Annotated in this window: 25 protein-coding genes and 1 pseudogene; 19 read left to right on the top strand and 7 right to left on the bottom strand. The window is 65.4% G+C overall.

The features are described 5' to 3' along the window. Nucleotides 1-22 precede the first annotated feature (22 nt). Both folK and ACW18B_RS16090 read left to right on the top strand, forming a co-directional pair. Nucleotides 23-511, top strand: coding sequence for a 2-amino-4-hydroxy-6-hydroxymethyldihydropteridine diphosphokinase (gene folK / locus ACW18B_RS16095; protein ID WP_492048030.1), 489 nt, complete (start codon nt 23-25; stop codon nt 509-511). Between the two features lie 115 nt (nt 512-626). Then, nucleotides 627-833, top strand: a complete 207-nt coding sequence (locus ACW18B_RS16090) for a hypothetical protein (protein WP_492048029.1) — start codon at nt 627-629, stop codon at nt 831-833. A gap of 192 nt (nt 834-1,025) precedes the next feature. On the opposite strand, the gene ACW18B_RS16085 is transcribed toward ACW18B_RS16090, so the two are convergent. After that, the gene (locus ACW18B_RS16085; protein ID WP_492048028.1) at nt 1,026-2,045 is read right to left on the bottom strand and encodes a P63C domain-containing protein; all 1,020 of its coding nucleotides are present in this window, start codon (nt 2,043-2,045) and stop codon (nt 1,026-1,028) included. A gap of 131 nt (nt 2,046-2,176) precedes the next feature. On the opposite strand from ACW18B_RS16085, the gene ACW18B_RS16080 reads away from it, so the two are divergent. Continuing rightward, nucleotides 2,177-3,052: an IS1 family transposase gene (locus ACW18B_RS16080; protein WP_492048027.1), complete on the top strand. Its 876-nt coding sequence runs from the start codon at nt 2,177-2,179 to the stop codon at nt 3,050-3,052. On the opposite strand, the gene ACW18B_RS16075 is transcribed toward ACW18B_RS16080, so the two are convergent. Continuing rightward, complete coding sequence (locus ACW18B_RS16075) at nt 3,049-3,558, bottom strand: ImmA/IrrE family metallo-endopeptidase (RefSeq protein ID WP_492048026.1); 510 nt, start codon at nt 3,556-3,558, stop codon at nt 3,049-3,051. The genes ACW18B_RS16080 and ACW18B_RS16075 overlap by 4 nt on opposite strands. Nucleotides 3,559-4,162: 604 nt before the next feature. Here ACW18B_RS16075 and rpoZ point away from each other — a divergent pair. Then, nucleotides 4,163-4,522 (top strand): DNA-directed RNA polymerase subunit omega, encoded by a 360-nt coding sequence (gene rpoZ, locus ACW18B_RS16070; RefSeq protein WP_492048025.1) that lies wholly within the window; start codon nt 4,163-4,165, stop codon nt 4,520-4,522. 20 nt (nt 4,523-4,542) lie between these two features. Here the strand turns inward: rpoZ and ACW18B_RS16065 are convergent, their stop codons facing one another. Then, nucleotides 4,543-4,785: a hypothetical protein gene (locus tag ACW18B_RS16065; RefSeq protein WP_492048024.1), complete on the bottom strand. Its 243-nt coding sequence runs from the start codon at nt 4,783-4,785 to the stop codon at nt 4,543-4,545. Here ACW18B_RS16065 and ACW18B_RS16060 point away from each other — a divergent pair. Then, a complete protein-coding gene (locus ACW18B_RS16060) occupies nt 4,774-6,867 on the top strand; it encodes a RelA/SpoT family protein (RefSeq protein ID WP_492048023.1) in 2,094 nt (697 codons plus the stop codon). The genes ACW18B_RS16065 and ACW18B_RS16060 overlap by 12 nt on opposite strands. On the opposite strand, the gene ACW18B_RS16055 is transcribed toward ACW18B_RS16060, so the two are convergent. Continuing rightward, nucleotides 6,864-7,265 (bottom strand): NUDIX domain-containing protein, encoded by a 402-nt coding sequence (locus ACW18B_RS16055; RefSeq protein WP_492048022.1) that lies wholly within the window; start codon nt 7,263-7,265, stop codon nt 6,864-6,866. The two genes, ACW18B_RS16060 and ACW18B_RS16055, sit on opposite strands and share 4 nt — an antisense overlap. An 85-nt stretch (nt 7,266-7,350) precedes the next feature. Here ACW18B_RS16055 and pyrE point away from each other — a divergent pair, with 85 nt between their 5' ends. The 5 genes from pyrE to rnc all read left to right on the top strand — a co-directional run bounded on the left by pyrE (nt 7,351) and on the right by rnc (nt 10,807). Continuing rightward, the gene (gene pyrE / locus ACW18B_RS16050) at nt 7,351-7,935 is read left to right on the top strand and encodes an orotate phosphoribosyltransferase (RefSeq protein ID WP_492048021.1); all 585 of its coding nucleotides are present in this window, start codon (nt 7,351-7,353) and stop codon (nt 7,933-7,935) included. A gap of 3 nt (nt 7,936-7,938) precedes the next feature. Next, the gene (locus ACW18B_RS16045) at nt 7,939-8,697 is read left to right on the top strand and encodes a pyridoxine 5'-phosphate synthase (RefSeq protein WP_492051750.1); all 759 of its coding nucleotides are present in this window, start codon (nt 7,939-7,941) and stop codon (nt 8,695-8,697) included. Continuing rightward, entirely contained in the window at nt 8,694-9,092 is a 399-nt protein-coding gene (gene acpS / locus ACW18B_RS16040) for a holo-ACP synthase (protein ID WP_492048020.1), read from the top strand. Before ACW18B_RS16045 ends, acpS begins: the two co-directional genes overlap by 4 nt. Before the next feature lie 143 nt (nt 9,093-9,235). Continuing rightward, nucleotides 9,236-10,087 carry a signal peptidase I gene (gene lepB / locus ACW18B_RS16035; RefSeq protein ID WP_492048019.1) on the top strand — a complete coding sequence of 284 codons (852 nt, stop codon included), beginning with the start codon at nt 9,236-9,238 and terminating at the stop codon, nt 10,085-10,087. Nucleotides 10,088-10,111: 24 nt separating this feature from the next. After that, entirely contained in the window at nt 10,112-10,807 is a 696-nt protein-coding gene (rnc, locus tag ACW18B_RS16030; RefSeq protein WP_492048018.1) for a ribonuclease III, read from the top strand. 624 nt (nt 10,808-11,431) lie between these two features. Here the strand turns inward: rnc and ACW18B_RS16025 are convergent. Further along, a pseudogene (locus ACW18B_RS16025) lies at nt 11,432-12,033 on the bottom strand (IS3 family transposase); the annotation flags it as partial. A 645-nt stretch (nt 12,034-12,678) separates the two neighbouring features. Here ACW18B_RS16025 and zigA point away from each other — a divergent pair. The 9 genes from zigA to ACW18B_RS15980 all read left to right on the top strand — a co-directional run bounded on the left by zigA (nt 12,679) and on the right by ACW18B_RS15980 (nt 20,986). Continuing rightward, nucleotides 12,679-13,905 (top strand): zinc metallochaperone GTPase ZigA, encoded by a 1,227-nt coding sequence (gene zigA / locus ACW18B_RS16020; protein ID WP_492048017.1) that lies wholly within the window; start codon nt 12,679-12,681, stop codon nt 13,903-13,905. Nucleotides 13,906-13,907: 2 nt separating this feature from the next. Then, nucleotides 13,908-14,144 carry a hypothetical protein gene (locus ACW18B_RS16015; protein WP_492048016.1) on the top strand — a complete coding sequence of 79 codons (237 nt, stop codon included), beginning with the start codon at nt 13,908-13,910 and terminating at the stop codon, nt 14,142-14,144. A 17-nt stretch (nt 14,145-14,161) separates the two neighbouring features. Beyond that, nucleotides 14,162-14,395: a FecR/PupR family sigma factor regulator gene (locus ACW18B_RS16010; RefSeq protein WP_492048015.1), complete on the top strand. Its 234-nt coding sequence runs from the start codon at nt 14,162-14,164 to the stop codon at nt 14,393-14,395. A 41-nt stretch (nt 14,396-14,436) separates the two neighbouring features. Then, nucleotides 14,437-14,826, top strand: a complete 390-nt coding sequence (locus ACW18B_RS16005; RefSeq protein WP_492048013.1) for a MerC domain-containing protein — start codon at nt 14,437-14,439, stop codon at nt 14,824-14,826. Continuing rightward, complete coding sequence (locus ACW18B_RS16000) at nt 14,801-15,325, top strand: RrF2 family transcriptional regulator (RefSeq protein WP_492048012.1); 525 nt, start codon at nt 14,801-14,803, stop codon at nt 15,323-15,325. Before ACW18B_RS16005 ends, ACW18B_RS16000 begins: the two co-directional genes overlap by 26 nt. Further along, nucleotides 15,318-16,226 carry an NAD(P)/FAD-dependent oxidoreductase gene (locus ACW18B_RS15995; RefSeq protein ID WP_492048011.1) on the top strand — a complete coding sequence of 303 codons (909 nt, stop codon included), beginning with the start codon at nt 15,318-15,320 and terminating at the stop codon, nt 16,224-16,226. Before ACW18B_RS16000 ends, ACW18B_RS15995 begins: the two co-directional genes overlap by 8 nt. 138 nt (nt 16,227-16,364) lie before the next feature. Beyond that, the gene (locus ACW18B_RS15990) at nt 16,365-16,859 is read left to right on the top strand and encodes an RNA polymerase sigma factor (RefSeq protein ID WP_492048010.1); all 495 of its coding nucleotides are present in this window, start codon (nt 16,365-16,367) and stop codon (nt 16,857-16,859) included. Nucleotides 16,860-16,927: 68 nt separating this feature from the next. After that, entirely contained in the window at nt 16,928-17,827 is a 900-nt protein-coding gene (locus ACW18B_RS15985) for a FecR family protein (protein ID WP_492048009.1), read from the top strand. A gap of 144 nt (nt 17,828-17,971) precedes the next feature. Continuing rightward, the gene (locus ACW18B_RS15980) at nt 17,972-20,986 is read left to right on the top strand and encodes a TonB-dependent receptor (protein ID WP_492048008.1); all 3,015 of its coding nucleotides are present in this window, start codon (nt 17,972-17,974) and stop codon (nt 20,984-20,986) included. Here the strand turns inward: ACW18B_RS15980 and ACW18B_RS15975 are convergent. Continuing rightward, complete coding sequence (locus ACW18B_RS15975) at nt 20,983-21,846, bottom strand: glycerophosphodiester phosphodiesterase family protein (protein WP_492048007.1); 864 nt, start codon at nt 21,844-21,846, stop codon at nt 20,983-20,985. The two genes, ACW18B_RS15980 and ACW18B_RS15975, sit on opposite strands and share 4 nt — an antisense overlap. Next, nucleotides 21,843-23,138 (bottom strand): purple acid phosphatase family protein, encoded by a 1,296-nt coding sequence (locus ACW18B_RS15970; protein WP_492048006.1) that lies wholly within the window; start codon nt 23,136-23,138, stop codon nt 21,843-21,845. Before ACW18B_RS15970 ends, ACW18B_RS15975 begins: the two co-directional genes overlap by 4 nt. Nucleotides 23,139-23,184: the final 46 nt, after the last annotated feature.

Genomic DNA, 23,184 nt, shown 5'->3' with positions numbered 1-23,184 from the left:
AAATAAGGTCGATCGAAATGGCTTGAACGAGGCCGTGATCGTGGCGCTCGGCTGTAATCTGCCGGGAGCCTATACGAGTCGCGAGGCCTTGTTGGAAGCCGCCCTTGAGGCGTTCCCCGCCGAGGGGCTGAGCGTGGCCCGGCGCTCGTCCTGGTGGAGCTCGGCGGCATGGCCCGATCCGACCGCCCCGGCCTATCTGAACGGCGTGGCGCTGGTGTCGACGGCGTTGGGCCCTGCGGAAGCGCTGGCGGCGCTGCATCGCCTGGAAGCCCGCTTCGGCCGAGCCCGGAGTCAGGTCAACGCGCCGCGCACCCTTGATCTTGATCTGATCGCCTATGGACGTCTGGTGGTGAACGCCGAACTGACCCTGCCGCACCCCCGCGCTCATGAGCGCCTGTTCGTCATGGGGCCTCTGGCGGAGATCGCGGCGGACTGGGCGCATCCCGTGCTGGGCGAAACAGCGGCAAGTCTGGCGGGCAGGGCGACTGTGGGAACCGACGCTAGCCCGTGACCGATGAGGCTGCGCGGGTCTTCAGGTCCTGGTGATGTTTGGTAGTGTCTCAGTTTGAAATTAGACGCCGTTGACAAGCATGGCGAGCTGAAGCGCCAGGCGCTATGATGGCGGCATGATCGCAGAACAGGTTCACAAGTTCATCACCGACCACCGCCCCCGCGCGGTCTGTGACGATTGCATCGCTAAGGGCATTCCCTTGAAGCGGCGCCAGCAGGCCCATCGGTGCACCATGCCCTTTGGCCTGACTTCTGAATTTGATAGGCGTCAGGACCGTTGCTCGCTCTGTGGCGACGACAAGCTCGTGATCAAGGCGATCTAATGCCTAAAGGCCCCCAAGGACAGAAGCGCCCCGCCGACGCTATCGGCCTTGCCGTCATGATCGGGAAGATCGCGACGGGGGAGATTGAGGACACCACCGCCGATCCCGCCAAGGCGCATCACAGCGCGGGCGGGAAAAAGGGCGGGGCTGCTAGAGCCGCCGCCCTTACTGCCGAGGAACGATCTGAGATCGCTAAGCGAGCTGCGGAGTCTCGCTGGAAGGACCGATAGCGGTAAAGTCTAGCTCTAACTGCCCCCCGAACCTCTGGATGATCTTTCGCTCGTATTCGAGCTTATCGGCGGATGACTCTGCCATCTCAAGCACGCGGCCCAGCTGCATCCGCAAGGCCCTTGCGCCAATGCCGTTCAAGAACTGAAACAGCTTCTTATGGCGGTCCCCACCTTGTGCTTTGAGCGCCCTCATTAGCTCAAGTAGCATACCGTTACTCTTCGCCAGTGGGTGATAGACGTGATTTACGGTAAGGTATTTAAAGTGCCAAGGCTTTCCGCGCTCTGGAACGGCAAGTTGATAAAGTCTATGCCATTGCATATAGAGTTCATTCGGAAATTCTGGCTCATACTTTTTGGCTTCCTCAAGAACATAAAGCTTGAAGGCAGAAATTACTTCGTCAGTTGTTGGGCTGTACCCTGATAGGGCATACACAAAATTGCGGATGCCGCTCTTTGCTGACGCGCCCACAATGATTTGGGCCTGGGTCACCATTTTGCTATAGCGCGCCGCAGTGAGCTTCCCGTCCGCCCGCGCGCGCAAGATCGCTTGGCAAAGATCAATCAGCAGAGCGGCATCGTAACCGTGCGGCCGAGCGGCTACGCCACCCGCTGCGGCCGCCTTGGGTGGTTGAAAAACAAGGGGATTATTGAATTTCTCCAGCAATTCGCGGCCGATGTAATCCTGCATCGTTTGGCTATTCACGAAGACCGTAAGGCGGGAGCCGCGTCGGCTAAATCCGATTGCCTCGCCCATCCCCCGCTGACTGATCACAGCGGTCTTGCTGGCGTCGTCTAGGACGTAGCAGTCGATGTCGATCCCAAGCTCATCAAAGAAGTTACCCTTGTGCGTGGCTAAGTAGGTTTTGCCCCATCGCGCGGCGGCCGCCTTTGCGGCGATCTCGCTGCGCCTGGTGGCGGGCATTGATTCCGCACGCGCTTTCGCGGCTGCGACCTTGACGGGATCTTTCGGAGCGGCAGGCATGCAAGCATCCTTTGGAATTTTGATGCTTGCACGTTAACCGATGTCAGGCGACTGTGCAAGCATGCCAATTTGGCAAGAATGCTTGCAGGTATCCGTTGACTATCAAGCAGAAAGTTCATATTGAAATAGGCATGAACAAGCTGCCTCTCGCCAAGCGCGTCCAGATCCTCGCGATGCTCTGCGAAGGGTCGTCCATGCGGTCGATCAGCCGGGTTGTGGACGTGTCCATCAACACCGTGACCAAGCTGCTGGTGGATGCAGGCGAGACCTGCCTTGTGATGCACGACGAGCTGGTCCGCGACGTGAAGGCGTCCAAGGTCCAGTGCGACGAAATTTGGTCGTTCTGCTACGCCAAGGAAAAGAACGTCGCGGACGCCAAGTCAGCGCCGGAAGAGGCTGGCGACGTCTGGACGTGGACGGCGATTGAAGCCGATACGAAGCTGATCGTGTCCTACTTCGTCGGGGATCGGTCGGGCGAGTCCGCCATGGTCCTTATGGACGATCTGCGCGACCGCATCGCCAACCGGGTTCAAATCACCACGGACGGCCACAAGGCCTATCTGGAGGCCGTTGAAGGCGCGTTCGGGGGCGACGTCGATTACGCCCAGCTTGTGAAGCTCTACGGCCCGACCATCACGGCTCCCGGCCGCTACAGCCCTGCCGAATGCACCGGGATCAAGAAGATCACCGTCGAGGGCAACCCCGACCGCAAGCACGTCTCAACGTCCTACGTTGAGCGCCAGAACCTGACGATGCGTATGTCCATGCGCCGCTTCACGCGCCTGACGAACGGCTTCTCCAAGAAACTGGACAACCATATCCGCGCCCTGGCCCTCTACTTCGCGTTCTATAACTTCTGCCGCATACACAAGACGCTCAAGATCACCCCGGCCATGGCGGCAGGGATCACGGATCGTCTGTGGTCGCTGGAGGATATTGCGGAGCGGATCGAAGCCCGTAACGAGAAGCCGACGAAGCGCGGCCCTTACAAGAAGCGAGACGCCTAAGCCGCTTCCGGCAGCGGCAAGCGCATCTTAATGCGCATAACCGTCCCAGAAACATCGAACTGCCGCGCAAGCTCACTCACATCCACAACGCCTGCCGCCTGCGCTGCGCGGAGCCAGCGGCTGGGCACTAGAAGGTTTGCGGCAAAGTTATTGGCTTGCCACTCCTGCTCGCGCGTAATGAGCGGGTTTGGCAATTCAGAACCTTCGGCGCGATAAGCAAGGGTGTCCCCGACGCCTTGGCGCAATAGGTCGCGATGATAGATGAAGTGGCCGATCTCATGCGCCACCGTGAAGCGCTGGCGCACGCGGGCGTGGCCCTGATTGTAAACGCATTCCCACCGATCTCCGACACGGCGGATCATGCCTGAAATGTTGTCGGGGAGCGGCGCTGCGATGGGACCGAGACCCAACTCATGCGCAAGCGCGAACACGCGCACCGGAATATCATTCCAGTAGCGTTTCGTGATCTCTAGCGCTTCACGCGGGGTCTTTAGTTGGGTCTCCACCCAGTCCTTCCTCTTGTTCCGTTTGCGACATTAGACGCGATGGGCTGCCACCGTCCGTCCAGTTTGGAACGATATCTCCGACGAGCTTTGAAATCTCGGCCGCAGCGTTTCGATCCATCCATTCCGTAACCGCATCTTTAGCAGCTTTTTCAGCCCAAATCTTGACCAACCATCCCCACCCAAGGGTGGCGGCGAGCGCTAGGACCCCAAGAATAATGGTCGCGAGCGTTAAATAGTTCGCCTGGGCGGAAATTGCATTGGCTTGAGCCGCCAGCGAATTTGCGAGCGCATCGGAGCTTGGGGGCGGGCTTACTGGTATTGCTGGCGCACAGTGTGGCACCGCATTGGCGACCAACCCCGCGCACGCATTTATTGCCGCTGCCGTATCTGACATCGGCCAAGCTTCACACTTTGGCGCGAGAGAGTCGATTCCTCGCGTCAGATTTCAAACTGAGACACTACCTGATGTTTCGCGCTCTGGACTTCCCTGTGCGAAGCGGGCATAAGCGCCCCCTCGCGAAAGATGGGCGACAACCCCCGCGGCGTTGCGTAACGTCGCGTGGACCCTTATTTTGCAGAGCATCACGGCTAGCCCGAGGAATTCATGGCCCGCGTCACCGTCGAAGATTGCGTCGAGAAGGTTCCGAACCGGTTTGCGCTCGTTTTGTTGTCCGCCCATCGGGCCCGCAGCATCTCAGCAGGCGCAGCCCTGCTGGTCGATCGCGACAATGACAAGAATCCGGTCGTCGCTCTGCGCGAGATCGCCGACGACGTCGTTGATCACGAAGGCCTCAAGGAACAGCTGATCAGCACGCTGCAACGCGTCGATGAGCACACCGAAGCCGAGGAAGAAGCCGAAACCCTGGCGCTTCTGGCCGATCCGAGCCACATGCAGATGAGCGAGCTGGAATTGGTTCGCGCCCTGCAAAGCGACCGTGACGGCGGGCAGGAGGAGCGGTACTGAGCCCCGAAGGCGCAGACCCTCTAATTCTTGAAGCGGCGCTTGCCGCCGCTGATTCCGAACACGCGCCCATCGATCCCCCAGCCGGGGTCGATTCGGGCGCGTCTTCGTTTCAGGCCTCCGACGAACTGCCGGCCGCGGCGGGCCCCAAGGTCCGCCAGAAGTTTCTTCGCCAGTATGAGCTGATCGAGCGGGTTCTCTCCTATGACCCGACCGCCGATGAGGCGCTGCTGAACCGCGCCTATGTCTATGCGATGCGGATGCATGGCAGTCAGACCCGGGCCAGCGGCGATCCCTATTACGCTCATCCTATCGAGGTGGCAGGCATCCTGACCGAATACCGGTTGGATACCGCGACCATCGTCACGGCCCTGCTGCATGACGTGATCGAGGACACTCCGGTGACCCGCGAGGATATCGCGGGCCTGTTCGGCGACGAGGTCGCCGAGCTTGTCGAGGGGGTCACCAAGCTTTCCAAGCTGGAACTGCAGGCTGAGCATTCGCGCCAGGCCGAGAACCTGCGCAAGTTCATCCTGGCCATCAGCAAGGACGTCCGCGTCCTGCTGGTCAAGCTGGCCGATCGTCTGCACAACATGCGGACGCTGCATTTCATCAAGAGCCAGGCCAAGCGCGAACGGATCGCTCGGGAAACGCGCGACATCTATGCGCCGCTGGCGCGCAGCATCGGCTGCCATCGCATCTGCACCGAGCTGGAAGAACTCAGCTTCGAACACACCAATCCGGTGGCCCGCAACGCCATTATCCGGCGGCTGGAAGTTCTGCGCGCCGAGCAGGGCGGGGCTGTCGCCCTGGTCTCGCAGGAAATCGCGGCCCGACTTGAGGCCGCAGGCGTTCCGGATCGGGTGTTTGGTCGGGAAAAGTCGCCCTATTCGATCTGGCGCAAGCTGCAGCGCAAGTCGATCGGCTTCTCGCAGATGTCGGACATCTACGCCTTCCGCGTGATCGTCGATAGCGAAGAGGACTGCTATCGCTCGCTGGGTGTCGTCCATCGGGCCTGGGCCTGCGTGCCTGAGCGGTTCAAGGACTTCATCTCGACGCCCAAGCGCAACAATTACCGCTCGATCCACACTACGGTGGTCGGGCCGCGCGGCATGCGCATCGAGATGCAGATCCGCACCGAGGCGATGGACCGGGTCAATGAAGAGGGCGTGGCCGCCCACTTCCGCTACAAGGACGCCTCCTACGGGCTGGACCTTGAGGGGATGGAGGCCGCCGGCGGCCGCGATCCGCTGGCCAATCTGCGCCAACTGGTTCAGGTGCTGGAACACGGCGGCGACGCCGAGGAACTGGTCGAGCACGCCAAGCTCGAGATGTTCCTGGATCAGGTGTTCGTCTTCACGCCCAAGGGCAAGCTGGTCAGCCTGCCGCGCGGCGCGATGCCGCTGGACTTCGCCTATGCCGTCCACACCAGCGTCGGCGACACCTGTATCGGCGTGAAGATCAACGGCGAGCTCAAGCCGCTGCGCACGGCCCTCAACAATGGCGACGTGGTCGAGGTCGTCCGCGGCTCCAAGCCGGTGGTTCCGCCCGACTGGCGCTCCCTGACCGTCACCGGTCGGGCCCGCTCCGCCATCCGTCGCCATATCCGCCAGACCGAGAAGGAGGAATTCCTTCGCCTTGGCCGATCCTCGGTGGAGCAGATCTTCGAGCGGGCGGGCAAGCGGCTGAAGGACGTGTCGCTGCGTCCCATCCTGGAACGCTTCGCCCTGGACGGTGACGAGGCCCTGTTCGACGCCGTGGGCCGTGGCAGGGTGTCGCCCAGCCAGGTGCTTGAAACCGCCTTCCCGGGCATGAAGGACACCGACATGGCGGCCGCTTCGGCGCGCCGCAAGATCGAGGGCGGCAAGGCTGCGACGCTCTATGTGCGCGGCGGCGGTCTGACCCCGGGCGTCTCGCTGCACTTTGCGCCCTGCTGCAGTCCGGTGCCGGGTGACCGCATCGTCGGCATCCTGCGCGAGGACGCCGCCGCCGAACAGGATGGCGGCTTGGATATCCACACGATCGACTGCCCCAAGCTGGCCGATTATGAGGACCATGAGGAGCTCTGGCGCGATCTCAACTGGACGCCCGAGGCCGAGCGCGAGACCGTGTCGCTGACCCGCCTCCACGCCACGATCCAGAATGCGCCCGGCGTGCTGGGTCAGGTCTGCACGATCATCGGCGAGGCGGGCGGCAATATCGTCAGCCTGCGCATGCACCATCGCCAGAGCGACTTCTTCGACACCGACATCGATGTCGAGGTGCGCGACGCCAAGCACCTGACCAATATCTCGGCGGCTCTGCGGGCCTGTCCGTCGGTCGAGACCGTGGACCGGACGCGGGGTTAGGCGTTCAGCGCCGCGACGGCGTCTGACGTCGCCGCGGTCAGCGGTGAGGGCAGGGCGTCCAGCGCGAACCAGCCCCATTCTGACAATGCGTGATCTTCCTGGATCGCCGGTTCGCCCTCGAAACGTTCGGCGCGGTAGGTGATCGCCACCCAGTGATAGTCGTCGGCGATCATGTCGGTCACGGCCAGGACCGGACCGGCGGCGATCCTGATGCCCAGTTCTTCCTCGATTTCCCGCTCGGCGCAGGACCGCGCCGCTTCGCCCCAGTCCAGCTTGCCGCCCGGCACGCCCCAATGGGCGGCCTCGGGCGCCTTGATGCGCTTGATCAGCAGCAGACGACCCTGGTCGTCGAGAATGGCGGCGCCGCAACCGACGCGGGGACGAAGAGGTTCGGTCATGGCGCGTGTAGAGCCAAATCCCGCGCCCCGCGCAAGGCGTCACGCCGGCATTTGAAGACTCGGGCGGCTGGGCTATATCCCGGCCATGACCAATGATGACGTCCTCGATGAATTCCGCGCCGCAGGAGCCCTGCGCGAAGGCCACTTCGTGCTCTCCTCGGGCCTGCACAGCCCGGTGTTCCTGCAGAAGAACCTGGTGTTCATGCGCCCCGAGCGCTGCGAGCGCCTGTGCAAGGCCCTGGCTGAAAAGATCATCGCCACGGTCGGCCAGCCCGACGTCGCGGTGTCGCCGGCCGTCGGCGGCATCATCCCGGGTTACGAGACTGCTCGTCACCTGAACGTCGCCTCGATCTATGTCGAGCGCGAGGGCGGCGGCTTCAAGTTCCGGCGCGGCTTCCACCTTGAGCCCGGCCAGAAGGTCGTGATGGTTGAGGACATCGTCACCACCGGCCTGTCGTCGCGCGAGTGCATCGCCGCGATCCAGGCGGCCGGCGGCGACGTCATCGCCGCAGCCTGCATCGTCGACCGCTCGGGCGGCAAGGTTGATGTCGGCGTGCCGCTGATCTCGCTGTGCAGCCTGGAAGTGCCGGCCTATCCCGCCGACGCCCTGCCGCCGGAACTGGCTGCGATCCCGATCGAGGATCCCGGCAGCCGCCGGCTGAAGAGCTAGACGATCATGCTGAGGCTGGGCGTCAATATCGACCATGTGGCGACGATCCGGAACGCCCGGGGCTCCAGCTATCCCGAGCCCGTGCGGGCCGCCGAGCTGGCCCTGGCGGCCGGCGCCGACGGCATCACCGCCCATCTGCGCGAAGATCGTCGGCATATCTCCGACGCCGACATCACGCTGCTGACCGACCTGTGCCTCAAGCGCGGCAAGCCGCTGAACTTCGAGATGGCGGTGACCGACGAGATGGTCGGCATCGCCCTGCAGGCCAGGCCCCACGCCGCCTGCCTGGTGCCCGAGCGCCGCGAAGAGGTGACCACCGAAGGCGGGCTGGACGTCGTGCGCGGCTATGACGCCATCGCCGCCGCCACGGCCAAGTTGCGCGGCGCGGGCAGCCGGGTGTCGCTGTTCATCGACGCCGAGCCTGTCCAGATCGAGGCCTCGCACAGCCTGGGCGCCCAGGTGATCGAACTGCACACCGGCGCCTATTGCGACGCGGCGCGGGCCGGCGAGGTCGAGCGCGCGGCGGTGATCCTGAAGCGCCTGCAGGCCGGAACCGACCTGGCCGTCAGTCTGGGCCTGGAGGTTCACGCCGGTCACGGCATCGACTACGCGACGGTCAAGCCGATCGCCGCCATCCCGCAGATCGCCGAGCTGAATATCGGCCACTTTCTGATCGGCGAGGCGATCTTCGTGGGTCTGCCCCAGGCCATTCACCGGATGCGGGCTCTGATGGACGCCGCCAGGCTTGAGGTTGCGGCGTGATCCTCGGCATCGGTTCGGACCTGTGCGACATCCGGCGGATCGAGAAGTCGCTGGAGCGGTTCGGCGACCGCTTCACGCACAAGGTGTTCACCGAGATCGAGCGGGCCCGCTCCGAGCGCAAGCCTGATCGGTCCAGCAGCTACGCCAAGCGCTTCGCCGCCAAGGAGGCCTGCGCCAAGGCCCTGGGCACGGGCCTGAAGCGCGGCGTGCATCTGGCCGGCATGGGCGTGGTCAACCTGCCGTCGGGCAAGCCGACCCTGGCCCTGACCGGCGGCGCTGCCGAGCAACTGGCCCGCATGGTTCCCGAGGGCATGAGGGCGGTGGTCCATTTGTCGCTGACCGACGATCATCCCTACGCCCAGGCCTTCGTGATCATCGAAGCCCTTCCGGAGTAAGGGTTTTGGGCCGTAAGCCTGCGCGCCCAACCTTGGCCATGAAGCCGCGTTAACCGGCGCAAAGCTTGCCCCTGCCGCCAAGCCCGTCTAGCTAAGCCTGTCCGGTTCGCCGGAACCCCCTTGTCCGAGAGCTCTGCGCCCGCATGACCGACGCCGCCGAAACTTCGCCGCCTGAGGAAAAGGGCGGCGCCGTCCAGGAATTCATCGAGATCATCAAGACGGTAGCCTACGCCCTGGGCATCGCCCTGGTGCTGCGGGTGTTGCTGTTCCAGCCGTTCACGATCCCGTCCGGGTCGATGGAGCCCAATCTGCTGGAAGGCGATTACATCATCGTCAGCAAGTTCAGCTATGGCTGGAGCAAGCACTCGTTCCCGTTCAGCCCGCCGCTGTTCAATGGCCGGATCCTGGGCCAAGCGCCCAAGCGGGGCGACATCATCGTCTTCAAGCTGCCGCGCGACGGCCGCACCGACTATATCAAGCGCCTGATCGCCATGCCCGGCGACAAGGTCCAGGTGCGCGGCGGTGTCGTCAACATCAACGGCAAGCCCCTGCCGCAGAAGGCCCAGGCCCCGGCCCTGGTCGATATGGGCTATGGCTTCACCCAGCAGGTTCAGCGCTTCCAAGAGACCAATCCGGAAGGCCGCCAGTACGTCACCCAGGACTATGGCCCCGACAGCCGTGGCGACAATACCGGCATCTATACGGTCCCGGCGGGCTGCTATTTCTTCATGGGCGACAATCGCGACAATTCGGCCGACAGCCGCTTTGATCCGGGCACCTCGCCGTTCAAGACCGGCTCGGGGACCTGCAAGTGGGACTATGAGCTGGACCAGTATATCGGCGACGAGGTCGGGGTCGGCTTCGTTCCGGCCGAGAACCTGGTCGGCAAGGCCCAGATCATCCTGCTGTCGTGGAACCGCAACGCGGCCCTGTTCAAGCCCTGGACCTGGGTGCTGGATGCTCGCCCCAGCCGCTTCTTCCGCGTCCTGAAGTGATCCCCAAGGAAGCGATAAGTGTCGATGGATAGACGGGTTGTCGCCGTCGGCGACCTGGAGCGCCGGATCGGTCATGAATTTTCGGACCGCAAGCTGCTGGAACAGGCCCTGACCCACGCCAGTGTCGGGGACGGGGCCAAGAAGACCGCTGATAACGAGGTCCTCGAATTCATCGGCGACCGCGTGCTGGGCCTGCTGGCCGCCGAGGCCCTGGCCGAGCGCTTTCCGCAGGCCAAGGAAGGCGAGCTGGCCCCGCGCCTCAACGCCCTGGTCAGTCGCGAGACCTGCGCTCGGGTCGCCCGGGCCGCCGAGCTGGGTCCGGCCCTGCGATTGTCGGCCTCGTCCAGCAAGATCGGCGGTCGCGAGACCGAGTCGATCCTGGCCGGCGGCTGCGAGGCCCTGATGGCGGCCCTCTATCGTGACGGCGGGCTGGAGACGGCGCGCCGGGTGTTCCTGGACCTGTGGAGCGCCGAGTTCGACCGCGCCGCCCAGGGCAAGCCGCGCGATCCCAAGACCAGCCTGCAGGAATGGGCCCAGAGCCAGGCCAAGCCGCTGCCGACCTATGCCGTCGTCGATCGCAAGGGTCCCGACCATGCGCCGGTGTTCACCGTCCAGGTCACCGTCGCCGGCGTCGATCCCGTGTCAGCCGTCGGCCGCTCGCGGCAGGAGGCCGAAAAGGCCGCCGCCAAGGCGCTGCTGGAGCGCGAAGGGGCGGAGTAGGGGGCTTGCGCTCTCCTTTCCCCATCCCGCCGACGGGAAGGGAGAAGACACGGCTTCGCCGCCTCACGCGGAAACCCGCTGAAGGGATGGGAAGGGTCGCGGAGCGTCCGGGCCTCGCCCGGATGTGAGTGTTTTTAAGTACCGTTTCGACGAAGACGAACGCTCCGCGTGATCGTTATCCCTCTGGCCGGGGCGCGCGGGTCTCGTTCAACCCTTCACCCCCATCCGGGTTTGTCCTGCCTCGCGACGGACCCAGCCCTGAAGCTGCAAGCCACGCCGATTCCGGAGGACCCGGAGCGAACCTTCGGACGGGCGGGGACCTCCGACGAGAGCTCCCCGATAGGCGGATTTACGTCCCCCGCCCTCTGATTAAGTCCGCCAGCCCCGCTCTCGCGACTCCCGCAGACCCCGCTCGATCACCCCTGACAGCCGTCTCTGGTCGCCGGCCGGACGCCCTTCCCCTGCCGTCAGGTGAGATTGATTATACGGGCGGTTTGAACGCGGAGCATTGGCGCGCTCGTTTTATTTTCAGAGCGTTGAAAGGGTTGAGGTTTTCGCGGACCCCGACGGGGATAAACTGCGCCCAATCCCCGTACTGATCTTCGCCCGAGAAAGTGCACGGGGTTAAGCCGCTCTGCGTTCCATCTCGGCGGGGCTGATATAGCCCAGAGCCGAATGCAGGCGACGTGAATTGTGGAAGCCCTCGATATAGCCGAACAGATCGCGCCGGGCCTCGGCGCGGGCGGCGTAGACCCGGTGATGAACCCGCTCGGTCTTGAGGGTGTGGAGCCGCAGGCCGGCGAAGCCAACAAGCTTTCCATCGGGGCGTTGTCCCAGCAGTCGCCCTTGCGGCTCATGGATGGAGTAATCCCTGACCGGGCCAGGGCCGAGCGGTAGGCCTCGGCAGCATATTGAATGCCACGATCCGAATGATGAATGAGCCCCGGCGCGGGCTTTTGGCGCTCGATGGCCATGGTTAGGGCGTCCAAGGCGATCTGGGCGTGCAGGGTGTCGCGCATCGACCAGCCGACGAGCTTGCGGGTGTGCATGTCGAGGATACCGGCCAGGTAGAGCCAGCCTTCCCCGGTCGGAATATAGGTCAGGTCGGCGAGCCAGACCTGGCCAGGCGCCGCCGCCTGGAAGTTACGGGCGAGCCTGTTGGGCGCGATCGGATAGCCATGGCGGCTATCCGTCGTGCGGGTGCGGCGCGGAATGTTGGCTCGCCCCGGCCCCTCAGAGTGAAGCCTGTGTTAAGAAGGGGAACCAGATATGATCAGGGTTGTCGATCGTCGCGCTCCGACGCCTAACCTTTTCCACTCGGCTTTCTGTGGCTTGATCTGCATTTCGGGCCTGGGCGGCTTGGCGCTCGGCCGGCGATGGCTGATGAGTCTAGGTGTGTAGTCCCTGAGTGTGATGGTGCATCATCGATCCTGACCCGTCAGGAGGAGGATGGCCATGGCAAGCGTTCTTCGCGGCGACGCGCCTCTCGTCCAGCGGATACGCCCTTGGCCAGCGCTGGGTCCTAGCCCTCGACCTGGTCGACACTTGCGGAGTTTGGGGATCTTCAGCTCCACTGTGCCGGCCCGGTTTTCCCCGTCGCGGTCGCGGTCGCGGTCGCCGTTGCGCTGTACTAGCCGATCGACGCTCTTCTCGCCGCGCGCCGGGGCTGGAGCGCCCGCCGCGAGAAGCGTGGCGCCGCCGCTGACCGGCAACTGGCGACGGTCGATGAGGAGGGGCCATTGACGGGCCTCACGGCGGGACCGGGCGCTTAGATCGCAAACGTTATATAACGTTATATTATAACAATGAGTCTTGCGTCGATCGGCGTGTCAGCCTATCAAATGTTATAATATAACGTTTGGAGCGCCATCATGCCCTCTGTTTCAGCCTCCGCCGGGTCACGCCGCATCGACAGGCGCCTGCCGGTCACTGTGCTCTCGGGCTTCCTCGGCGCGGGCAAGACCACCCTGCTCAACCATGTGCTGGGCAACCGCGAAGGCAAGCGGGTGGCGGTGATCGTCAACGACATGAGCGAGGTCAATATCGACGCCACTCTGGTCGCCGAGGGCGCGGCGGGACTGTCGCGCACCGACGAGGCGCTGGTCGAAATGTCCAATGGCTGCATCTGCTGCACGTTGCGTGATGATCTGCTGCAGGAGGTCCGTCGCCTGGCGGCGGAGGGCCGCTTTGACTATCTGCTGATCGAGTCGACGGGCATTTCCGAGCCCATGCCGATCGCCGCCACCTTCGACTTCCGTGACGAGGCCGACCGGAGCCTATCTGATGTCGCGCGGCTCGACACCATGGTCACCGTTGTCGACGCCTTCAACTTCCTGCGCGACTACGGCTCGCGTGATCGCCTGGCCGACCGAGGCGAGACTGCGGGAGAGGGCGATGAGCGCACGGTGGTGGATCTGCTGGTCGAGCAGGTCGAGTTCGCCGACGTCATCGTGCTCAACAAGACCGACCTGGTCTGCGCCGACGATCTGGGCCGGCTTCGCGGCATCATCGCCACCTTCAATCCGGATGCTCGGATCGTGGTCTCCGAGCGCGGCGCCGTGGTCCTGGACGCCGTGCTCGACACCGGTCTGTTCAGCTACGAGCGGGCGCAGGGCGCGGCCGGTTGGCAGAAGGCCCTGATGGGCGAGGTTCTGCCCGAGACTGAAGAATACGGTATCAGCCACTTCGTCTACCGCGCCTCCAGACCGTTCCATCCCGAAAAGCTCAAGGCCTGGCTGGTGAGCGAGTGGCCGGGCGTCATTCGCTCCAAGGGGTTCTTCTGGCTGGCCACGCGCTACGATCGGGTCGGCGGATGGAGCCAGGCCGGCGCGGTGACCCAGACCGAGCCTCATGGTCGATGGTGGGCCACCGCGCCCCGCGACCAATGGCCTGACGATCAGGCCTGGCTGGACGCCATCATGAAGGTCTGGAAGCCCGTCCATGGCGATCGCCGTCAGGAGATCGTTCTGATCGGTCAGGACATGGATCGCGCGGCCCTGACCAAGGGCTTCGACGACTGCCTGATCTCGCCGCTGCAGTTTGGTCTGGGACCAAAGGCCTGGACCAAGCTGCCCGATCCCTTTCCAAGCTGGGGCTGATCATGCGCCGGGATCGAGGATCGGTCGCCCAAAAGGTCAAGGGAGGGGAGATCGCCCCCCTGCCGGAGGATGGCGAGCCTACCCTGGATTGGGTGGCGTCGACCCTGGGCGTCAGTCTGGAAGACGCCGACTGGCTGCTGATCCTCTACCGCTTTGAGGTGTTGCAGCAGCCGGTCAGGGGCGCGGCGGCCTCGTCGCGCCAGCGATACTATTGCGAGGCGCTTGAGGCTCATCCGTGATCGGTCGTGCGCTCCAGATGCTGGCCTTGGCCTTGCGCCTCAGGATCATCGGTCCGCGGGCTTCAGCCGCCTTCTGGATCGTTCGAAGTCACTCCGGCGGTTTGCGGACTCACGAGCGAGCCCTGCTGGAGGTGTGGCGCGCGCGCGATCACCATGAGCGCATCTACCAGCAGATGCGGCGGCTCTGGGACGCCGCCCAAGGCCCGGAGTCCGCGCCTGCAAGATTCCAGCCTTCAGGCGAGCCAGGCTGATCACGCCATCGACGCCGCCATTCGCTCTACGAGGAACCGCCATGAACGCCGCCGTCGCCAAGACCCTGGACCTGTCAGCAATAGGACTGACGGTGCTCTGCCAGATTCACTGCCTGGCCTTGCCGTTTTTGGCCTTGGTCCTGCCATTTCTCGGCGGATGGGCGGCGGCCGAATGGATCCATGTGCTGTTTGTCTCAATCGCCGCGCCCCTGGCCCTTGTGGCCTTGATTGACTGGCCGATCCGTCGACCCGCCAGTTGGCGGGCTGTGGCGCTGGCCCTGATCGGTTTGAGTTTCATGCTGGCCGGCGTCCTGGACTTCCCCCGTTCGGTCTGGGAGCGGCCCATCACCGTGGTGGGCGGGCTTTTGCTGGCCTGCGCCCATATCCTCAACTGGCGCCGCCGTCATGCTGGCGGCGGTGGCTGCCACTAAAACCTCGTGGTGCCCCTTGCGTCGCGAGAACTTACGTAACATGTATTATTACATGAAACGAGACAGCCGCCTTTCCGTAGCTCTGCACGTCTTGCTGCACATGGCCCAGCGCCAAACACCCATGACCTCCGAAGAGATGGCGGCATGCGCCGGCACCAATCCGGTGGTGATCCGCCGCACTTTTGCGGGCCTTCGCGAGGCTGGGATCGTCGTCTCGACCAAGGGTCATGGCGGCGGTTGGAGGCTCGGCCGGCCCATCTCGGCGATCAGCCTCGCCCAGGTGCAGGACGCTCTTGACGAGCCGATCATCGCGCTGGGTAAGGCCGAGGAGATGCCCGGATGCCTGCTTGAGAAGGCGGTCAACCTCGCTCTCGACGACGCCGTGGACCAAGCGCGCGCCCTCCTGGCCCTAAAGCTGGCGGCCGTCAGCCTGGCTGATCTGTTCGCCGGGATCGACGCCTCGCTCATCCCTCTTCCCAAGGACCATACTCATGCTTGACGCCATCATCATCGGCGGCGGCTTCGCCGGATTGTCGGCCGCCATGCAACTGGCCCGCGCCCGTCGCGAAATCCTGGTGGTCGATGCGGGTCTGCCGCGAAACCGTTTCGCCGACGCCTCGCACGGATTTTTCGGTCAGGATGGCAAGGCCCCCACCAGGATCACCCAGGAGGCCGCCTGCCAATTGGCCGCCTATCCGACCGTCGAGATCGTGCGCGGCGAGGCGTTGCGGGCCGAGGCCTTGCCCGGCGGCTTCGCCGTGGTCCTGGCGGGCGGTCGGCGGGTGGCGGCGCGACGGTTGGTGCTGGCCACAGGCGTCGTCGACATCCTGCCCGACATCCCCGGCCTGAAGGAGCGTTGGGGCGCCAGCGTGCTGCATTGCCCCTATTGCCACGGCTATGAACACCGTGATCGGCCGCTGGGCGTGCTGGCGGGCCACCCGATGTCGGCCCACCAGGCCGCGATGATCCCCGACTGGGGCCCCACCACCCTGTTTACCCAGGGGCTGTTCGCGCCGGATGACGAGCAGCGCGCTCTGCTGGATGCGCGCGGCGTCGTGATCGAGCCGATACCGGTCGTCGCCCTGCTGGGCGAGACGGCGAGCCTGGAGGGCGTGCGGTTGGCCGACGGGCGTGTCGTGGCCATCGAGGGTCTGTTCGTCGCGCCCGCCCAGCGGATGGCCAGCCCACTGGCCGAGCAACTGGGCTGCGCCTTCGACGACGGCCCGATGGGCCCGATCATCCGCACCGACGCCTGGAAGGCCACCACCGTGCCCGGCGTCTATGCGGCGGGCGATGCGGCCCGTCCGATGCAGAACGCCACCTTCGCCTCGGCCGATGGTGTTCTGGCCGGCGTCGCGACTCACCAGTCGCTGGTCCGGGATCGAACGCTAGCGGCCTAACTGTCGTTTCCAGGAGGGCTGTTCACACGCTCCAGGCTGTGAAGCCGCCGATAGCTGAGGGGAGGCGAACTCACGCTGGGTGTTTTTTCACGCTGCTGTTTTCTTTGCGTCATGCTTGCGCCCTAGAAGCGGCTTACGATGTTGATTGAAAACACGAGTACGGGAGACCTGCTGGCCAAGAACGCCAATCGTCTGCGTGCTTTGGTCCGTAGCCGTGTGCGCAGCGAGGCCGACGCGGACGACATCAGCCAGGAGGCTCAGGTCCGGGCGCTGGCGCGATCGCGCGACACGCCGTTGAAGGATCCCGTGGCCTACGCCTTCCGCATCGCTCTCAACCTGCTAAGCGACAGAAAGCGGTCTCGATTGCCCGCCAGCGCGATCGCGGAGCATGTTCCCTCGACCGACCCATCCCCGCTTGAGGCGCTGGACATGAAGCAGCGGGCCGCTCTCTACGCCCGGACCCTGGGGGGCATGCCGCGACTGCGTCGAGAGGTCTTTATGCTGAGACAGTCGGCCGAACTGAGCTATCCCCAGATCGCGAAGCGGCTGGGCATGTCAGTCGAGGCGGCGCAGAAACACTATAGCCGCGCGGCCATCGAGGTGCGTCGCGCGGTCTCTGGCGAACCCGACTGATGAAGCGCAGGCGAGAGACTCTTGAGCAGCAAGCGGCGCTGTGGGCTGATCGCAGACGGCGTCGCGAAATGGACGCGGCGGGCGAGGCCGAGCTGCGCGCCTGGCTGGACGGCGGCGCCGAACGGGCGGCGCTTCTCCAAGGGCATGAGCAGGTGCTTTCCGATCCAGCCCTGGCGCAGGCCCAGGCGATGCTGGAGTCCGTCCAGGCGCAGCCTCGCCGCAGGGCGCAAGGCTGGCGCTGGGCGGCCGCTTGCGGCGCGGGACTGACGCTGGCGGGGGTGGCGGCGGTCATTGTGATCATGCCGGCGCAGTTGGCGGTCGTGCGCCAGTCGTTCCAGGCCCCAGCCGGGCGTCCTCTACGCGCCAACCTGGACGATGGATCTCTGGTCCAGTTGAACGGCGGCAGCGACATCAAGACGGCCTTCGACGCCAGAAAGCGGGATGTCCACTTGCGCGGTGAGGGCTTCTTCGCTGTGGCTAAGGACGCCCAGCGCCCATTTTCCGTCTTCACCGCATCGCACCGCGTCACCGCGCTGGGCACCCGATTCAATGTGGACGAGCGGAGCAACGGCGCGGTGGAGATCACCGTCCTGGAAGGTCGCATCGAAGTGGTTGACCTGAAGTCACCGAGACAGCGGGTTGTCCTGACGGCCGGTCATCGCATTGTGGCCGGAGATGCGCCTCTGACACCTTCGCTGACGCGTCGTAGTGTCGTTGATGCGGAGACACCTGACTGGACCCAGGGCTGGATAGACGCTGACGATATGAGACTGGCTGATCTGCTGTTGGAACTGCAACGCCAAACGCCAGGACTGCAGGTCGATCTTGGTGATCCCGCCTTGGCCGCACGCCGGATCAGCGGACGTTTCAAGGCGACTGATCCGCAAGAGGTGTTGGCCGTCGTAGCTGAGACGCAACGTCTGAGGCTGCGGACCAAAGCCTCGGGTCGCGTCCTGCTCGATCACTGATCCGCCATGGCCTCGCCCCGCGCGTTCCTGCTCGGAGCTATCGTTCTGGCCGGGACGCTGAGCGTGTCGCGTCATGCGGAGGCATCTGCCCGTTCTACGGCCGTCTCGCCCCTTCGATACGACTTCCGCATAGCAGGCGGGTCGTTGCCTGAAGCTATTCGCCAGCTGTCGCGGCAGGCGGGGGTGGCGATCCTCGCCGACAGCGCGCTGATCCGCGACCTGATCGCGCCCGGTGTCCGCGGCCAGGTGACCCCGCGCGGGGCGCTGGAGCGGCTTGTCGCGGGGCAGGGCCTGCGCGTGCGTAGCATTGGCGACACCCTGGTGGTCGAGGCCGCCGCACCTGAAGCCATCATCCCGGCGCCCGCGTCGGCGCCAGCCATGCCCGTCGAGGCGGTGTTGGTGCTGGGCCGGGGCGGCGCGACGCGCCAGGCGCTTGAGATGAAGCGTCGCAACGATGGCGTCAGCGACATTGTCAGCGCCGACGACCAGGGAGCCCTGCCCACCAGCAATGTCGCCGAGTCCCTGGCTCGCTTGCCCGGCGTGAACGTTGTGCGCAATCACCAGACCGGGGAGGGCGACCGCATCACGGTGCGCGGCATGTCCACGGAATGGAACGCCTACCGGATCAACGGCGTGCGTCTGGGCGGCGTGGGATCGCGGGCGGACAAGTTCTATCGCGGCGTGCGGCTCAGCTACCTGCCGCCTGACGGCGTCGACGCCCTGATCGTGCACAAGACCTTGACCCCCGACATGGACGGCGATGCGCTAGGCGGGCTGATCGACATCCAAACGCCGTCGGGGTTCGACGCCGACGAGGATCATGTGCGGTTGTCGGCGGAGACCGGCTGGCTCATGCGCTTTAATCGTCCGCCGACGCGGAAGCTGGCGCTCACCGCCTCGCGCCGCCTTTCGGACAATCTGGCCGTCTTCATCGCGGCCAACTGGAGCAACGCCCGCTCGCGGTTCGAGATGGTCGGCGGCGACAGCGACGACCTGCCCCGGGTCTGGTATCGCGATGTGCAGTCGGTGGGCTGGGACCCCGACACCTTCGTCATGCGTGGCATGGAGCTGGCGGTGGGCGAGACCCGCGTCCGCCGCGTCGGATTCAACGGCAATCTGGACTGGCGCGGAACCTCTCAGGCGCTGCACCTGCGTGTCCAGTACAACCGTTATGACGGCGAGGAGTATCGCAACCGTCTGAACTTCCGGAATGACGGCCTGAAAGGAACCGAGCGGTTCACCCAGGTGGACCAGACCGTGACGGGCCTTGCCCAGCCCGAGGACATGATTGTCGGCGCCGACGCCCTGCTGGGCCGCATCTACGGCTATACGTCCGCGCAGGTGAAGGATGTCGACGGCGACGGCCGGATCACCGACGCCGACCGCAAGGTGCGGTCGGTCTATAGTCTCGACGGCGCGTCCGGCGTCTGGGATCCGATGGGCTTTCGCCTCAGGCGGTTCTGGGAGGCGACGCGGGAATCAGGCCTGCTGTCTTCGGTCACCCTGGGCGGCCAAAGGTGGGCGGGGCCATGGAGGATCGACTACGACCTGTCGGTGTCGCGGTCCGAGGACGATCTCGACGACGGCTATAATCTGGAGTTCCGCACCGATGCTGTCGGTTGGCTGGGCAACCGCGGGGTGGAGGTCATCCAGACGGGGGATCCGCGCTATCCCGTCTGGGGTCTCAACCCGGCCGGGATGCAGGGCGTGCAGGACCCGGCGTCCTATGCGTTCCGCAGCCTGACCGGTGGTACGGAGGAGACGGCCGAGACGCTGGTCCAGGGCCAGGTCGACATCACCTATTCGCCGACCGCGTCCTGGCTCGAATCCCTGAAGATGGGCGGGCGTTACATGCGGTCGGACCGACGAAGCGTTTCGGTCACACGCTCCACGCTGGAGGGGCCGCAAACCTTGGCCGACCTGGGCGGCTTGTTCGGCGATCCGGTCGCCAGTCTCTTCGATGGGCGCTACGCCGGCGAGCACCAATTGGGCGTGATCCTCGACTCCGACGCGATGCTGCGAGAGCTGGAGCGGGCCTATGCCGGGGCTGGTCGCTTTTTCCGGATCGACCCGGACGGCGACGGGGAGACCAGGGTGACGAACTTTATCCTGCGCGAAGACGCCCTGGCCGGCTACGCCATGGCGACGGCGCGCTGGGGCGACAACTTGCTGACGGGCGGCGTCCGCGTCGAACATACGCGCAGCCGCATGGCCATGCCGATTGCCGACGCGATCCGCGGCGATGGGATGGCGCGAGACGGCAACGCGTTCACCAACGTCCTGCCCTCGCTGCACTATCGGCGGTCGCTGGGCGAGACCCTGACCCTTCGCGCGGCTTTGTGGACCAGCTTTGCGCGTCCCGACATCGCCCGCATGACCTTGGGACAGCAGTACATCTACGATCAGGACCCCGACAAGGATGGCGAGGCCAATCCCGAGGCCGAGTGGGTGTTGACCCAGGTGCGCCAAGGCACGCCCCACCTTCTGCCGATGACGGCCACGGGCTACGACCTGTCGCTGGAACACTACGGTCGTTCGACGATCTGGTCCTTGGCGCTGTTTCGCAAGGACATCCGCAACTTCCTCTACCGCCCCTCGACCTCCACGATCCGCGATGGCGGACTGGTCGACGCCGGCTCGCAGGACGGCGTCCCCGTCAAGGCTTATGTCAACGGCCGCTGGGGGCGGATCACCGGGGTCGAGCTTGGCCTGCGCCACGCCTTCGACGCGGTCCCGGCGCCGCTGAAAGGCCTGGGCCTGACCGCCACGCTGACCTGGCAGGTCAGTCAGGCGGCCGCCAACATCTCCTGGCGGCCCGCGGGCGATGTCCTGCCGCTGACCGAGGCGCCAGAATTGCTCGCGTCCTTGGAGGTGTTCTGGCAGCGCGGCGCCTGGGACGCGGCCATCGGCTGGAACCACCAGTCGGCCTTTCTCGAGGGCATGGACAGCTTTGGCAACGACCCCTACGAGCGCGGCTACAGCTTCGTGGATCTTAGCCTCAGGCGACGCCTGGGCGCCAAGGGTCTGGCGTCGCTGCAGGTCCGCAACGCCCTCAACAGTCATACCTACTGGTACACCTTCGGCTCGGGGCCGGACCATCTGCGCGAGTATATCCGCAATGGTCCGACCGTGACACTGGCCGTAAGCCGCAGCTTCTAGCGCGCCGCCTTCAGGCCGCAGGCGGCCACGGCCGCCCGCAGCCGCCGCGGCTGGTCGGTCTGGATCACATTGGCGTCGAGGCCGACCAAGGCGCCCAGGCGCGCGCAGACGTCCGGCGCGTCGGCGGCGATCGCCGCGTCGACGTCGCCGAGGCTGTTGATCCAGGTGCGGGCGTGCAGGGCGCGGACGCCCGCCTGCAACCGCGGCGTCAGAGAGTCGGGGTCGCCATGGATGATCGCGATCGGCGCCAAGCCCTTGGCGCCGGCGTCCAGGCCGTCGGGCGTATTCACGCGCGGCATCACCCGGGCCGTCGGCGCCAGCCCGCGGACCTGCCGCAACACCGCGCTGTCGCCGTCGAAGAAGATCACCTGATCGGTCATGCCCAGTCCCTCGACGACGGCGGCGATCGGCGCGACGCGGTCGGTCTTGAGGTCCAGGTCGACCAGCACGCGCCCGCAGGTCCTGCGCAGCGCTTCCAGCAGGGTGGGCGGCGGTTCCTGACCGCCCTTCAGCGTCAGTTGGCGCACCTGGGCGTAGGTCAGGCGTTCGGCGTCGCCTTCGCCGCCGGTGGTGCGCGTCACGGTCTGATCGTGCATCAGGAACGGCACGCCGTCGGCCGAGACCTTGATGTCGATCTCGACGATGTCGGCGCCTTCGGTGAGCGCTTCATCGATGGCCGCCAGCGAGTTCTCCGGCGCGCGCAGATGTCCGGCCCGGTGCGCGGCGATCAGCAAGGCGCCGCGCGGACGGTCCAACTCGATCTGCAGCCGCGCCATGGCCGGCGTCGCGCCGCAGATCGGCGCGGCCGGGGCCTGCGTCGCCGCCAGTCCCACCAGAAGACCCAGGAGGACAGCGCTCATGGCTTGTCGTCCTGCCGCAGGATCAGTTCCGGGGTCGCCGGCTTGAGGTCCTTCAAGACAGCGGGAGCCCTACCGGCCTTGTCCAGTTGGAAGGCGTCGTAGAGAGCGCCGTCGATCGTGAAGGACCGCACGGTCAGGCGCGTCGGCGAGATCTCCAACTGCTGGTACAACTGGATGCCGCTGCCCTTGCGGGTGGTCCAGTCCAGGTCGCCAAGCGGGTACTGCTTGGGGCCGATGTTGGAGACCATGTAGACTGGCCCCTGCGGATGCGGGCGACCGCGGCCATAGGTGTGGTCGTGGCCGGCCAGCACCAGGTCGACGCCATGGCGGTCGAAGATCGGCTGCAAGGCCGCCCGAAGCTCACCGTTCTCGCGACCCTTTGCGGTCGAGTACAGCGGATAGTGCAGGAAGACGATCGTCCAGCGTGCGGGGGAGCCGGTCAGTTGTCGCTCCAGCCAGTTGATCTGGGCGCGAGCGGAGTCGGGACTTTCGTCCATCATGTCCGCGTCCAGCGAAATCAGGCGCGCGCCCTGGTAGTCGACGCGATAGACGGTCTCCTTCAGAGCCTCGGTCGGCGCGTTGTCCGGCAGACTGAACTGTAGCCGCCATTGACGAGCCAGGGCCTGGGCAGTCGCGCCCTGCGGTTTGGTGTATTCGTGATTGCCGGGGGTCATCAGCGACGGCGTCTCGGCGATGCGATCGACGGCCATGTCAAACCATTCGCCCCATTCGGCGTCGTTGTCGGCGCGGTTGATCAGGTCGCCCGTAAACAGCATGAAGGCCGCATCCGGGGTCTCGCGCAGGGCGCGCCGCACCGCGTGTCCGCCCATCGAGCGAATGTCGTTCTGGACATCGCCCATGTACAGGAAGGTGAATGGCTTGGGCTCTGCGGCGGCGGTTCGCACCTGACGCCAGGGTGACCAGGCGCCCTCCTTGCCGACCCGATAGACATATTGGTTGGCTGGCAGAAGACCGGTGACGCGGGCGCTGTAATAATCGGCTGAGACGTCCTGGTCGTCGCGCGTCTTGAACGCTGCCTGCGTGCGCTGGGCGGGAAGGCGAGCGGCTTGCCGGGCGAAGGCTGGGCCGGGCGTTAGCGGCGCGTACTCGACAAAGCCGTCGCCGGAGCCCGGCGCGGCGCGCCAGTTGAAGGCCAAGCTGGTGGCCGGCGCCTCTGTGAGGTTGACGATGACGCGCTCGGGCAGGTTCGAGACCTGGGCGAAGGCCGGGGCGGCGCAGAGCGTGATCGCGCTTGAGAACAGGGTGGCGCCGAGGCGCGCGAGGGGGCGCATGGAGGATCCTTGATTTGTGGAAAGTAGAAGGCTCGCGAGGCGTTTC

The organism is Caulobacter sp. FV2ps19 (genome assembly GCF_058681035.1).
Note: the sequence above shows the minus strand (reverse complement) of the source record. Positions and strands in the feature narration are given on the sequence as shown.

What these genes read in the sequence shown, in the direction of transcription:
- ACW18B_RS15995 (WP_492048011.1), top strand. Translation starts at nt 15,318, where the DNA reads ATGCTTGACGCCATCATCATCGGCGGCGGCTTCGCCGGATTGTCGGCC.
- lepB (WP_492048019.1), top strand. Translation starts at nt 9,236, where the DNA reads ATGACCGACGCCGCCGAAACTTCGCCGCCTGAGGAAAAGGGCGGCGCC.
- ACW18B_RS16015 (WP_492048016.1), top strand. Translation starts at nt 13,908, where the DNA reads ATGCGCCGGGATCGAGGATCGGTCGCCCAAAAGGTCAAGGGAGGGGAG.
- ACW18B_RS16055 (WP_492048022.1), bottom strand. Translation starts at nt 7,265, where the DNA reads ATGACCGAACCTCTTCGTCCCCGCGTCGGTTGCGGCGCCGCCATTCTC.
- rpoZ (WP_492048025.1), top strand. Translation starts at nt 4,163, where the DNA reads ATGGCCCGCGTCACCGTCGAAGATTGCGTCGAGAAGGTTCCGAACCGG.
- ACW18B_RS15985 (WP_492048009.1), top strand. Translation starts at nt 16,928, where the DNA reads ATGGACGCGGCGGGCGAGGCCGAGCTGCGCGCCTGGCTGGACGGCGGC.
- ACW18B_RS16080 (WP_492048027.1), top strand. Translation starts at nt 2,177, where the DNA reads ATGAACAAGCTGCCTCTCGCCAAGCGCGTCCAGATCCTCGCGATGCTC.
- zigA (WP_492048017.1), top strand. Translation starts at nt 12,679, where the DNA reads ATGCCCTCTGTTTCAGCCTCCGCCGGGTCACGCCGCATCGACAGGCGC.
- ACW18B_RS16005 (WP_492048013.1), top strand. Translation starts at nt 14,437, where the DNA reads ATGAACGCCGCCGTCGCCAAGACCCTGGACCTGTCAGCAATAGGACTG.
- ACW18B_RS16090 (WP_492048029.1), top strand. Translation starts at nt 627, where the DNA reads ATGATCGCAGAACAGGTTCACAAGTTCATCACCGACCACCGCCCCCGC.
- ACW18B_RS15975 (WP_492048007.1), bottom strand. Translation starts at nt 21,846, where the DNA reads ATGAGCGCTGTCCTCCTGGGTCTTCTGGTGGGACTGGCGGCGACGCAG.
- ACW18B_RS16000 (WP_492048012.1), top strand. Translation starts at nt 14,801, where the DNA reads ATGCTGGCGGCGGTGGCTGCCACTAAAACCTCGTGGTGCCCCTTGCGT.
- ACW18B_RS16060 (WP_492048023.1), top strand. Translation starts at nt 4,774, where the DNA reads ATGCGGATGCATGGCAGTCAGACCCGGGCCAGCGGCGATCCCTATTAC.
- ACW18B_RS16010 (WP_492048015.1), top strand. Translation starts at nt 14,162, where the DNA reads ATGCTGGCCTTGGCCTTGCGCCTCAGGATCATCGGTCCGCGGGCTTCA.
- pyrE (WP_492048021.1), top strand. Translation starts at nt 7,351, where the DNA reads ATGACCAATGATGACGTCCTCGATGAATTCCGCGCCGCAGGAGCCCTG.
- ACW18B_RS15990 (WP_492048010.1), top strand. Translation starts at nt 16,365, where the DNA reads ATGTTGATTGAAAACACGAGTACGGGAGACCTGCTGGCCAAGAACGCC.
- ACW18B_RS15970 (WP_492048006.1), bottom strand. Translation starts at nt 23,138, where the DNA reads ATGCGCCCCCTCGCGCGCCTCGGCGCCACCCTGTTCTCAAGCGCGATC.
- rnc (WP_492048018.1), top strand. Translation starts at nt 10,112, where the DNA reads ATGGATAGACGGGTTGTCGCCGTCGGCGACCTGGAGCGCCGGATCGGT.
- ACW18B_RS16085 (WP_492048028.1), bottom strand. Translation starts at nt 2,045, where the DNA reads ATGCCTGCCGCTCCGAAAGATCCCGTCAAGGTCGCAGCCGCGAAAGCG.
- ACW18B_RS16065 (WP_492048024.1), bottom strand. Translation starts at nt 4,785, where the DNA reads ATGCATCCGCATCGCATAGACATAGGCGCGGTTCAGCAGCGCCTCATC.